Origin of the sequence: Streptococcus sp. Marseille-Q5855 (assembly GCF_946901985.1) — a bacterium.
GTDB lineage: Bacteria > Bacillota > Bacilli > Lactobacillales > Streptococcaceae > Streptococcus.
In genome coordinates, this window is the sequence record NZ_CAMPPR010000003.1 from 40,465 (window position 1) to 52,822 (window position 12,358).

Annotated in this window: 13 protein-coding genes; 8 read left to right on the forward strand and 5 right to left on the reverse strand. The window is 40.4% G+C overall.

Annotated features, from left to right (window positions below):
• The first annotated feature begins 76 nt into the window (after nucleotides 1-76).
• The 8 genes from OC529_RS04520 (at nucleotide 77) to OC529_RS04555 (ending at nucleotide 6,128) form a co-directional block, all read left to right on the forward strand.
• Complete coding sequence (locus OC529_RS04520; RefSeq protein ID WP_262081586.1) at nucleotides 77-1,222, forward strand: tyrosine-type recombinase/integrase; 1,146 nt, start codon at nucleotides 77-79, stop codon at nucleotides 1,220-1,222.
• A gap of 133 nt (nucleotides 1,223-1,355) precedes the next feature.
• Complete coding sequence (locus OC529_RS04525; RefSeq protein WP_262081587.1) at nucleotides 1,356-1,925, forward strand: CYTH domain-containing protein; 570 nt, start codon at nucleotides 1,356-1,358, stop codon at nucleotides 1,923-1,925.
• A gap of 112 nt (nucleotides 1,926-2,037) precedes the next feature.
• On the forward strand, nucleotides 2,038-2,997 hold the full coding sequence (locus OC529_RS04530) for a ribose-phosphate diphosphokinase (protein WP_262081588.1): 960 nt from the start codon (nucleotides 2,038-2,040) through the stop codon (nucleotides 2,995-2,997).
• A gap of 9 nt (nucleotides 2,998-3,006) precedes the next feature.
• The gene (locus OC529_RS04535) at nucleotides 3,007-4,122 is read left to right on the forward strand and encodes a cysteine desulfurase family protein (protein ID WP_262081589.1); all 1,116 of its coding nucleotides are present in this window, start codon (nucleotides 3,007-3,009) and stop codon (nucleotides 4,120-4,122) included.
• Between the two features lie 4 nt (nucleotides 4,123-4,126).
• Entirely contained in the window at nucleotides 4,127-4,474 is a 348-nt protein-coding gene (locus tag OC529_RS04540) for a DUF1831 domain-containing protein (protein WP_084890267.1), read from the forward strand.
• 7 nt (nucleotides 4,475-4,481) lie between these two features.
• Nucleotides 4,482-4,697, forward strand: coding sequence for a DUF4649 family protein (locus tag OC529_RS04545; protein ID WP_261052532.1), 216 nt, complete (start codon nucleotides 4,482-4,484; stop codon nucleotides 4,695-4,697).
• An 82-nt stretch (nucleotides 4,698-4,779) separates the two neighbouring features.
• Nucleotides 4,780-5,421, forward strand: coding sequence for a redox-sensing transcriptional repressor Rex (locus tag OC529_RS04550; RefSeq protein ID WP_000653414.1), 642 nt, complete (start codon nucleotides 4,780-4,782; stop codon nucleotides 5,419-5,421).
• A gap of 17 nt (nucleotides 5,422-5,438) precedes the next feature.
• The gene (locus OC529_RS04555; protein ID WP_000743337.1) at nucleotides 5,439-6,128 is read left to right on the forward strand and encodes a gamma-glutamyl-gamma-aminobutyrate hydrolase family protein; all 690 of its coding nucleotides are present in this window, start codon (nucleotides 5,439-5,441) and stop codon (nucleotides 6,126-6,128) included.
• On the opposite strand, the gene radC is transcribed toward OC529_RS04555, so the two are convergent.
• From radC to OC529_RS04580, 5 genes are all read right to left on the reverse strand, one after another.
• On the reverse strand, nucleotides 6,125-6,805 hold the full coding sequence (gene radC / locus OC529_RS04560; RefSeq protein ID WP_262081590.1) for a RadC family protein: 681 nt from the start codon (nucleotides 6,803-6,805) through the stop codon (nucleotides 6,125-6,127). The genes OC529_RS04555 and radC overlap by 4 nt on opposite strands.
• Nucleotides 6,806-6,847: 42 nt before the next feature.
• Entirely contained in the window at nucleotides 6,848-9,139 is a 2,292-nt protein-coding gene (gene pcrA / locus OC529_RS04565) for a DNA helicase PcrA (protein ID WP_262081591.1), read from the reverse strand.
• Between the two features lie 516 nt (nucleotides 9,140-9,655).
• A complete protein-coding gene (locus OC529_RS04570; RefSeq protein WP_000631543.1) occupies nucleotides 9,656-10,516 on the reverse strand; it encodes a methionyl aminopeptidase in 861 nt (286 codons plus the stop codon).
• Between the two features lie 15 nt (nucleotides 10,517-10,531).
• Nucleotides 10,532-11,809, reverse strand: coding sequence for a CBS-HotDog domain-containing transcription factor SpxR (spxR, locus tag OC529_RS04575; protein WP_262081592.1), 1,278 nt, complete (start codon nucleotides 11,807-11,809; stop codon nucleotides 10,532-10,534).
• Nucleotides 11,802-12,353, reverse strand: a complete 552-nt coding sequence (locus tag OC529_RS04580) for a GNAT family N-acetyltransferase (RefSeq protein WP_262081593.1) — start codon at nucleotides 12,351-12,353, stop codon at nucleotides 11,802-11,804. The genes spxR and OC529_RS04580 overlap by 8 nt, the downstream gene beginning before the upstream one ends.
• Nucleotides 12,354-12,358 lie beyond the last annotated feature (5 nt).

Genomic DNA, 12,358 nt, shown 5'->3' on the forward strand with positions numbered 1-12,358 from the left:
AATACACCTATAGTTTATCATAAGTTCTACACCTTTTCAACTATGCGGGCAAGCAATCGAAAAGAAAGGACTTTTTATGATAAAAAAATACATTACAAAAAAAGGAGAGACTAGATATCTCTTTCAAACATATCTGGGCATAGACCCTGCTACTGGAAAAGAAAAACGCACAACACGGCGTGGTTTTAAAACCATAAAGGAGGCAAAGGCTGCCGAACGTGACCTTCTCTTAGACGTTGAAGAAAATGGTTTTTCAAACAATGAAGATTTCCAGAACCCTACTTTCGCTGAAGTCGCTGAGTTATGGCTTGATAGCTATAAAAGCACTGTAAAACCAACAACATATCAGAACGTTAAGAAAAAACTTGATGTTATGATTGACTTGTATTTTACAGATATGAAAATCCAGCAGATTAGTGTAGCTTATTGTCAAAAGGTTGCTATCCAGTTAAGTAATCGCTATATCCTATATGCTAATTACTACTCTGTCATTAGCCGTATTTTCAAGTATGCCGTTTCTCTTGACATCATTAAGTTAAATCCCTTGGACAAGATTATCAAGCCTAAAAATAGACCCTTAAAGGGCAAAGAGAACCACTATACAAAACAGGAACTAACGGAGTTTCTTAAAGTTTACAAAGCAAATTGTAAGCCAGTAGACTACACTTTTTTCCACTTACTCGCTTTTTCAGGATTGAGAACTGGAGAAGCTATCGGACTCATGTGGTCAGATGTTGACTTTGAAAATAAGTTGTTAAGTATTTCTCGTACAGCTGTCGTAATTGGTGACAAGCAAACTGTTCAGGATCCTAAAACCAAAAGGAGTAAGAGGGTTATCACCTTAGATGATGAGACTCTGAATGTATTAAAACTCTGGAAACGTCAGCAAATAAAAGAGTATTTTCGGGCTAGTGTGCCTTACAAACATGATTCGAATTATATCTTTACGAATAGTTTCGGAGGATGGATTTCACCTTCAGCTGTGAAAGAGAGACTTAGAAGATTCTTTTGTGAACATAAGGATGTCAAAAAAATCACTCCTCACGGTTTCAGGCACACACACGCTTCTCTCCTCTTTGAAGCAGGTGTTACAGCCAAAATCATTTCGGACAGATTAGGTCACAACAATGTCCAAACCACTCTTGATATGTATACCCACATCAATGACAATCAACGTGTTGAAGTCGTTGATCAGCTTATGGATTTCATCCGTTCAAGCTAAAAGTCATGCCGTATTCAATCTCGTATTCACTTTTGGTTGACCTACTGAAAACCCACTGATTTCAAGGGACTAGGAAGACGTGAGCTGTTTATACCATAAATCCGCTTTCAACGATAAAGAAAAGGTAAGAAAAATGAAACATTTAGAAATTGAATTGAAAACACTCTTGAAAAAAGATGAGTATGATCGTCTAAAAGACCAGTTCACAGGTGTCACTTCTGTTCTTCAAAAAAATTACTACATCGACACTCCTCGTTTTGAACTGCGAGAAAAGAAAGTTGCTATGCGCATTCGAACCTTTGAAGACTGGGCAGAATTGACACTCAAAGTTCCGCAAAATGTCGGAAACATGGAATACAATCAAAAATTGCAACTAAAAGATGCTGAGAACTATCTGGCTAAGGAAGAACTTCCTCAAGGGCTGGTTCTTGATGAATTAGCTAAACATGGTATCCAAACTAGTGAATGGCAGGTACTCGGTTGTCTCACAACGCTTCGCTATGAAATGAAGACAGCTATTGGTCTCATGGCGCTGGATGAGAGTCAATACTTCGATATGACAGATTACGAATTAGAGCTTGAAGTGGAAAATCACGAGCAAGGAAAACAGGATTTCCAGCAATTTTTAGAGGAAAATCAGATTTCTTATCAAAAAGCTTCCTCAAAATTGGTCCGATTTGTCAAAAACATGAAAAATAGCTGAAATAATCTCCATTTTTTGGTAAAATAGAAAAGATAAAAATACACAAACCCCAGTTCATATATGTAAGGCAAATATAACTAGGATTTAAAAAGTTTACAGAGGACGGTCTATAATGTCAGATAGAAAAAACATGAAACTTTTCGCACTCAACTCTAACCAAGAGATTGCACAGAAAATTGCTCAAGCTGTTGGTGTCCCACTTGGAAAACTATCATCACGTCAATTTTCAGACGGAGAAATCCAAGTGAATATTGAAGAAAGTGTCCGTGGTTATGATGTTTACATCATCCAATCAACAAGTTTCCCTGTCAACAACCACCTAATGGAATTGCTTATCATGGTCGACGCTTGTGTGCGCGCAAGTGCCCACAGCATCAACGTTGTCCTTCCATATTTTGGCTATGCACGTCAAGACCGCATTGCTTGTCCTCGTGAGCCACTTACAGCAAAACTAGTTGCCAATATGCTGGTTAAGGCTGGGGTTGACCGTGTTCTTACGCTTGATTTGCATGCTGTTCAGGTGCAAGGTTTCTTTGATATTCCTGTCGATAATCTTTTCACAGTTCCCCTATTTGCAAAACATTATTGCGATAAGGGCCTCCTTGGCTCAGATGTTGTTGTCGTCAGCCCTAAAAATTCAGGTGTAAAACGTGCTCGTAGCTTGGCTGAGTATCTTGATGCTCCTATCGCCATTATCGATTACCCTCAAGACGATGCAACTCGTAACGAAGGTTACATTATTGGTGATGTTGAAGGTAAGAAAGCCATCTTAATTGACGATATTCTGAATACAGGACGTACCTTCTCTGAAGCTTCTAAAATCGTTGAACGTGAAGGAGCTACAGAAATTTATGCTGTTTCTAGCCACGGTCTCTTCGTTGAAGGAGCTGCTGAACTTCTTGACAATACTAAGATTAAAGAAATTCTTGTGACTGATTCAGTAGCAACAAAAGAAAAAACTCCTAAAAACGTATGCTACATCACTGCTAGTGAGTTAATTGGTGATGCTATCGTCCGTATCCACGAAAGAAAACCAGTCAGCCCACTCTTTGCCTACAACAAAAAGAAATAAGGTGATTCTTTGATTTATTTGGACAATGCTGCAACGACTCCCATGTCAGCAGTTGCTATTTCAGCTATGACCAAGGTTATGCAAGAAACCCATGGAAATCCTTCTAGTATTCATGCTCATGGTCGTCAAGCTGGCAAACTATTGCGAGAAGCCCGTCAGGAGCTAGCTCAGTTACTGGGGACAAAACCTCAACATATCTTTTTCACTTCTGGTGGGACAGAAGGCAACAATACTGCTATCATTGGTTACTGCCTTCGTCACCAAGAACAAGGAAAACATATCATCACAACTGCCATCGAGCACCATGCTGTCCTTGAAACAATTGATTACTTGGTTCAACACTTTGGTTTTGAAGCAACCATTATTCAACCAGAAAATCAAGAAATCACAGCCCAGCAAATTCAAAAGGCTTTACGTGATGATACGATTTTGGTTTCTACCATGTTTGCCAATAATGAGACTGGAAACCTACTGCCCATTGCTGAAATTAGCCAAATACTCAAGCAACACCCAGCCGCCTATCATGTTGATGCAGTTCAGGCTATTGGCAAACTCCCTATTCACCCAGAAGAATTGGGCATTGATTTTCTCACTGCTTCTGCCCATAAATTCCATGGTCCTAAGGGAATCGGTTTTCTCTACGCATCTAGCATGGACTTTGATTCCTATCTACATGGCGGAGACCAAGAACAGAAAAAACGTGCAGGAACTGAAAATTTAGCTGCCATCGTAGGCATGGTTGCAGCCCTAAAAGAAAATTTAGAAAAGCAAGAAGAACATTTTCAACATGTACAAAATCTAGAAACTGCCTTTCTGGCAGAGCTAGAGGGAATTCAGTATTACCTGAATAGAGGCGAACACCATCTCCCTTATGTTCTCAATATTGGATTTCCTGGTCAGAAAAATGACCTCTTACTCCTTCGTCTAGATTTAGCTGGAATTTCAATCTCTACTGGCTCAGCCTGTACGGCAGGTATTGTCCAATCCAGCCATGTTCTTGAAGCCATGTATGGCGCAAATTCAGACCGCTTGAAGGAATCCGTTCGCATCAGTTTGTCGCCACAAAATACTGTTGAAGACCTACATACCCTTGCAAAGACCTTAAAAGAAATTATCGGAGGTTAGCCATATGGCATTTGAAAAAACCATTCAGTTAAAAAATTGTCGTTACGACTACACTCTTAACCCTTCTGTTAAAAAATTCACCCTTAAGGACAATACCTTTTTTGAGACTAAGGTTGGTAACTATGAACTAACTCGCCTACTTGAAAAAGTGCCGAACAGCGGTGAGGGATTCCAACTCAAAATCATCATTAACAAGGAACTTACAGGTGCTAAAATCAATATCACTGACAAGTTTGGCCTTCGTCTAGTTGATATTTTCAAATCAGAAGACCACCACATTCATCAGGAAAAATTCTACTTCCTCATGGATAGTTTAGTAGAACGTGGTGTCTTTACAAAATCGGAAAGATAGAGCCAAAATGTTTGAACTGACCTATAAAGACAGCTATCATGTAGAGCGGACTCTCAAGTATGAAGATTATGAGGCACTCATGCTGGCTCTGTCAGGATGTGTGACCCTACCAGATACACTTTATGTGACTTCTTTGACCTTTAAGGGCCAGGAAGTTTACCAGGGTCTGATCGGAGACCTCTACCGTTTTCTATCACATGCAGATTTTTTACATCAAAACTAAGATTTTTCTTAGTTTTTTCTTGTTTTTGTTGATTTTTTCACAATGTTTCTATAAAATAGAAGAATAGAAAGGTTGTGATTTTGTGAAAGATAAACAGTCTGCTATTCCAAAAGCTACAGCGAAAAGACTCTCCCTATACTATCGAATTTTTAAGAGATTTCATGCAGAAAAGATTGAACGTGCCAACTCTAAGCAAATTGCAGAGGCCATTGGAATTGATTCAGCGACCGTACGTCGTGATTTTTCCTATTTTGGTGAACTTGGTCGTCGTGGTTTTGGCTATGATGTCAAAAAACTAATGACATTTTTTGCCGATTTGCTTAATGATAACTCCATCACCAATGTCATGCTGGTTGGTATTGGAAATATGGGCCATGCCCTTCTCCACTACCGCTTTCATGAGCGTAACAAGATGAAGATTATCATGGCCTTTGACCTGGATGACCATCCTGAAGTCGGTAGCCAAACTCCTGATGGGATTCCCATTTACGGAATTTCTCAAATCAAGGATAAAATCAAGGATGCTGATGTCAAAACTGCTATCCTGACCGTTCCCAGCGTCAAGTCGCAAGAGGTTGCTAATCTCTTGGTGGATGCTGGCGTGAAAGGAATTCTCAGTTTTTCACCAGTCCATCTGCATTTACCAAAAGATGTGGTCGTTCAGTATGTCGATTTGACAAGTGAACTCCAAACCCTCCTCTATTTCATGCGAAAAGAGGATTAGAAAGCGAAAATCATTTTATGAAAAAACCAGTTATAGGGATTACAGGAAACGAAAAAACTCATCCAGATGATGACATCATGATGAGCTACGCAGCAAAAGGCTTTGTTGAAGGCGTTAAAGACGCTGGAGGGATTCCCATCATCCTACCGATTGGTGATCAAGAAATGGCCTGCCACTATATCAGTATGATTGACAAGCTCATCTTGACAGGTGGGCAAAATGTTGATCCTAAGTTCTATGGTGAACCAAAAACCATTGATAGCGATGACTACCACCTTCAAAGAGATATCTTCGAACTGGCCCTCATCAAGGAAGCGATTAAACAGAAAAAGCCAATTTTTTCTGTTTGCCGTGGAACTCAACTCTTTAACGTTGCCATGGGTGGAACTTTGTACCAAGATATCGAAGATCACTGGCAGGATTGTTCCGCCGAGTACACAACCCAACGCTTGGTGACAGAACCTGATACAGTTCTTCGAGAAATCTATGGAGAAATCTCCCATATCAACTCCTTCCACCACCAGAGCATCAAGGATTTAGCACCAAATTTAAAGATTGCGGCTCATGATCCTAAGGATGGTATTATAGAAGCTGTTATGAGTACGGATGATGTCGCCTTTCTCGGTGTCCAATGGCATCCAGAGTTTCTTTTTGAAAATCGTCCCAAAGATAAAAACCTCTTTGACTATGTCGTTAATGAACTTTAGATTAAATCTGTTTTTTCACGGTAACTAAAGTAACTAGAATATGAGACAATCAAATGGTCCAAGAGGACAATTCCCATCAGGTCGCAGGCTTCTTTAACAAGTTTAGTGACATGATCATCATTTCGGCTAGGGGCTACCGCTCCCGAAGGATGATTGTGGACCAAGATGAGAGAAGTCGCCATATGCTTGATAGCATAGTGAAGAATCTCACGTGGTTCAGCAATACTACGAGTAGCTGAGCCGATAAAAATGGTCTGTTGATGGATGATTTGATTTTGAGTATTGAGATAGAGCGCCACCAGGTGCTCTTGTTTTTTATGTCCCAACTCCTGCTGCATCTTCTTGGCCAACTTTTGGCTACTGAGAATACTTTCCATCTCAATAGTCTCATGCCTGTGGATACGATGTCCCAGTTCAATCATAGCTTGCAACTCTATAGCCTTAACACGACCGATACCAGACAGACTCTGCAATTCCTGCAGGGTCATTCTTTTCAAATCTGTTAGGCTTGAAAGGTTGTTCAAGACTTTCTGGGCAATTTCAAAAACGCTGGCTTGACGTGTTCCTGTCCTAAGTAAAATAGCTAGCAACTCTTGATTACTGAGCGCTTCTACTCCTTCTTGGGTCAGTCTCTCTCTTGGTAATAATGAATCTTCTTGGAATGAAATACTGTACATAAAAATCCTCCTCACTTTATTATTCGTGAGAAGGATGAAAAATTAGATTTTTTTCTCAATTGGAGCCACACTAGCTAAAAGTTTTTTCAAACCTACTTCTGGGAAATTGATTTTTAATTCCTGAGTAGCACCGCTACCTGAAACTTCCAGAACAGTTCCCTCTCCCCATTTCTTGTGGAGGGCAATATCACCAATGGACCAATTTGACTCACTAGACGCTGATTTTGCCCCAGCTGTAAATTGACCAAATGGAAGACCGCTTGACTGGATAGATTTTGGGGCTGCACTGCGTTTACGGTCTTGAAGAGCCTGAGCCAAACTCATTCTTTGACCGAAGGAAAGGCCACCACTACTATATGATGCTTTAAAGCTTGTATTTGCTGGACGAGCCAATCCTTGATACTCAAGCAAGTCTGAACTAATTTCATTAATAAAACGAGTCGGACGGTTGTAGTTGGTACGACCGAAAAGCAGGCGCGAGTTGGCATTGGTCAGATAGAGAATTTTCTCTGCACGCGTGATACCTACATAGGCTAGACGGCGCTCTTCTTCCAATTCATCCGGATCTTCAGCCGCACGACTAAGTGGAAAGACATTTTCTTCCATCCCAATCAAAAAGACAACTGGAAACTCGAGACCTTTGGCAGCATGCAGGGTCATCAAGGTCACTTCTGATGTCTCCTGACTACCTGAATCTGTGTCCGCAATCAAGGCCAAGTCATTTAAGAAACGACTCAGTTTATCCAGACCAGTTTCCTCTTCTGTCCCATCAGAGGTGTCATCAAAGTTCTTCGTAACAGAAAGAAACTCTTCGATATTTTCAACCCGAGCCTTGCTTTCTAAAGTCGCTTGAGCATTTAGAATATCGACGTAACCTGTTCTTTCTAGAACCGCCTCAACCAACTCTGTAATAGTTAAGTGGTCTAGCTGCTCTCGTAAATCTAACATCATATTTGCAAAATCCCAGATAGACTGAGCTGCCTTACCCTTGATACCAGACAACATAACATTAGCAGAAGCATCCAGCATAGACATATTTTGCAAATTTGCAAAGTCACGAATTTTCTCGACCGTACCAGGGCCAATTCCACGTTTCGGTTCGTTGATAATACGCTCAAAACTGATATTGTCACTCAAATTAGCAATGAGGTTGAGGTAAGCGATAATATCGCGGATTTCCTTACGGCTGTAGAACTTGGTTCCACCAACCATGGTATAAGGGATATTTGACTTGAGCAGAGCTTCCTCAATAGTACGGGACTGCGCATTAGTCCGATAGAGAACTGCAAAATCCTTGTGAAGGAAGTTTTGACTGCGACTAAGTTCATCAATAGTTTTAGCCACAAATACAGCCTCATCTAGCTCATCATTAGCACGATAGTAAACGATTTGTTCCCCATCAGCATTTTGAGTCCAGAGATTCTTAGGACGGCGGTTTTTATTGTTTTTAATGACCTCGTTGGCCGCTTGGAGAATAGTTTTAGTTGAGCGATAATTCTCCTCCAACAAAACAACCTTGGCTTGGGGATAATCCTTTTCGAAGTCCAAGATATTCTGCATATCAGCACCACGCCAACCGTAAATAGACTGGTCCGCATCCCCAACCACACAGATATTTTTAAAACGGGAAGCCAAGAGTTTGACCAGTTGGTACTGAGCATGGTTGGTATCTTGGTACTCATCAACATGGATGTACTGAAATTTCTGCTGGTAGTAGGTCAAGACATCAGGATTTTGATCAAAGAGACGCAAGGTCAGCATAATCAAATCATCAAAGTCAACCGACTCAGACTGACGCAGTTCTTTCTGATAGGCTGTATAACACTGGGCCACGATTTGCGTATACATATCTCCAGCTTGGGCAGCATAGGCAACATCATCAATCAGATCATTCTTAGCATTGGAAATGGTTCCTAAGATACTCCGTTCATTCCATTTTTTCGGATCCCAGTTTAACTGCTTAAGAATGCGTTTCATAAGAGTTCGCTGTTCACCAGGATCGACAATTGTAAAATTACGATTGTAGCCAATATGGTCCGCATCGCGACGCAGAATACGCACACACATGGAGTGGAAGGTCGCAATCAGACAGTCCTGAGTAGCTGGATTGAGGCTATAAGCACGCTCTTTCATCTCACGCGCAGCCTTGTTGGTAAAGGTAATGGCCAAGATATTCCAAGGATTGACCAGCTTTTCATCAATCAAATAAGCGATACGGTGGGTCAAAACTCGAGTCTTCCCAGAACCAGCCCCCGCCATGATTAACAAGGGCCCTTCTGTCGTTTGCACCGCCTCAGCCTGACGGTCATTCATTCCATTCAATAATGCGTTCATCTTCTCTTCCTTACTCTTGAAGTCAATATTTCTATTATATCAGAAATCAGGGAAAATAGAAACTTTATGGGGAGTAGCAAAATATAGTGGATTGAAACTAGAATACTACACTGTAGATTTCTAAAACACTCGACTCTTTCACTCAATTTTTTCATAAACTAGCTCAATACTTCAATATAAAAAAGGTAAATTTAAGATTGGCAATACGAACGTTAAACAGAATTCCATTTCTCTTTTTAGAATCAAAACGACAATATTGTGGAACCTCTACAGAAACAATAGATTGCGACACTAAAATATTCTCCCCTAGTTTTGCTTTACTAATAGTATATAGGAGGAGAGCCCTGAATCCTAGACCCTCTGTTATGATGTGGTTACAAACAGAGTTGGAAAAAATCTTAAAATCAGAAAAACACATCATATCAGCTGCTTAAAACTTGATACAATGCATTTTATTATGAAAAAATCTACTGGATTTTTATCAAAATAAACTTCCAGTAGTCTTTTCACTTTTTATTAATAAGTTCCTTCTTCACCTTGGCTAGTCAAGATAACAGGTCCATCTTTCGTAATGACAAATTGGTGTTCATATTGACAAGATAGGCCACCGTCAATGGTCTTATGGGCCCAACCAGTCTTCATATCTGTATCAATTTCCCAGTCACCTGTATTGATCATTGGTTCAATAGTCAAGACCATTCCTTCACGAAGACGGAGTCCTCGACCTGCAATACCATAGTTCGGAACCATTGGTTCTTCGTGCATGGTTGGGCCAACACCATGACCAACCAAATCACGCACTACACCGTAACCACGACTTTCAGCGTATTCTTGAATAGCCGCACCAATATCACCAATACGGTTCCCAACAACAGCTTGCTCAATCCCCTTATACATGGCTTCTTTAGTTACATCCATCAGATTTTTCACTTCTTCGGACGGTGTACCAACAGCATAAGCCCAACAAGAGTCTGCCAGGCCACCAGAATAGCTCTGGGTGTATTTTTTCATTTGCTCTACATTGTTGAAGTTTAATTTCGAAACATTCAAATCAGATTTGGCAATAGGACCTCCCAAAACCATATCAACTTTGAGCAAATCACCATCTTTCAAGATATAGTGACGAGGGAAAGCGTGAGCCACTTCATCATTAAGAGAGCAACAGGTAGCATAAGGATAGTCCATCATGGCACCGTCAACCCCAATCTGAAGCGGAAGGAAATTTTCTTCTTTACAACGACGGCGGACGTATTCTTCAACTTCCCACATATCTACGCCAGGCTTAATCAAATCACGTAAGCCGATATGAATACTTGCTAAAAAATCACCGGCCTTGTCCATAGCTTCGATTTCACGAGCTGATTTTAATGTTATCATTTTTTCTCCTAGTTTCTAATTAATTTTAACAGTCACATTTGCTTTTGAAACAATCTGATGACCATGATAAATATCGTAATCAATAATAGCTGATCGTCTAGTATGGTGGATAATGCGTGCTTGAATGCGCAGTATATCATCTATCTGAACAGCCTGCAAAAAGTAGATTAGCATCTGCTCGATGATGAGATTGCGCCCACTATTCACAACTAAATCTTGGGTCATATGAGTCAGTATCTCTGCCAATACACCGTTAGCTAAAACACCGTTTTTCTCAAGCATAAAGGGTTCCACTGTAATGACGACTTCATCATGGTGATAAGAAAGTTTTTGTCCAATCTGCTCAGAAAAAGTCGGTAGAACCGAAACTTGGGAACGGCTCATCTTTTCCATGACATCTCGTCGTGTCACAACTCCAAGCAAGGTTTGATTATTCCGAACAACCGGTACCATTTCAAAGTCTTCAGCAATCATCCGTTGACTCACATTGGCAATATTTGTCGATAATCCAACTAAAAATAGATTACGAGACATGACCTTGTCGATTGTGGTACTTGGTGACTTATCACCAGCATCTCTCATGGTTACAACGCCAACAACAACCTGATGTTGATTGATAACAGGGAAACGACTGCTACGATTCTTGCGTACCAAGTCCAAATAATCTTTGACTGTGTCGGTCTCTCTCAGAAAACCATATTCATGACTTGGACGATAAAGCTTCTCAACTGTCAAAATATCAGTCTTGATTTGGACATTTGACAAGGCTTTATTGATCATGGTCGCGACAGTGAAAGTGTCATGCTTGCTTCTCAGAACAGGAATTCCTTTTTGATTGGCCAGTTTAAGAACATCATCATGAATCTGAAATCCCCCTGTAACTAGAACTGCATTTTCATTTTCAAGTGCTAACAGTTGGATACGGGTACGATCTCCGACAATCAAGAGCCCCCCATCGTGAAGGTAAGATAAAATATTTTGTTCTGTCATAGCACCAATTGAAAACTTACTAAATTCTCTCTCTAAACCTTCTTGCCCAGCCAGCACCTCAGAAGAAGTCACTTCTGCAATTTCAGCAAAAGTTAATCTCTCTATAGCAACTTTCTGGGATTTAACACGAATTGTTCCACTTCTAGGACGGGTCTCCACAATTCCACGGTTTTCAGCTTCCTTGATAGCGCGATAAGCCGTTCCATCACTGACTCCCAGATGGTTGGAAATGCTACGAACACTGACCCTTTTACCTACTGGTAATTCCTCCAAATAGCTTAGAATTTCCTGATGCTTACTCATTGAATTCTCCTTTTACATACCGAAATTCAAGATAATCCCGCATTTTTCTTGTGTAGCGATCACTTCCCTTAAACTGACGAGTAAAACGGAATCCAGACTTTAGAGCAACCTTTTGGCTAGCTTCATTTTCAAGGTGGGTAATGATGGATAATTGTTTTAAGCCAAATTCCTCAAAAGAAAGCTGACAAATTTTTCTAAGAACCTCTGTCATAAATCCTTGCGACCAAGCATCTTTTCTCAAAAAATAGCCAAGCTCTGCTTCTTTTTTGATTTCATCTAACTTTTCAAACTTAACAGAACCAATCATTTTTTCAGTTTTCTTGTCACAAATAGCCCATACTCCCAAAGGGGACTTCATAAAGTAATTGGCCAACGCATATTGGCTCTCTTCCAGACTTGCCTGAGTCGGGAAAATAAATTGAAGATTTTCTGGATTCGAAGCTATCTCATGGAAGTCCTGACTATCACTAAAAAAGAAAGGACGCAAATACAAGCGATCCGTTTCAAAAAAAGAAAACATTGCTAATTTGGTCCAAATATTCATAAACA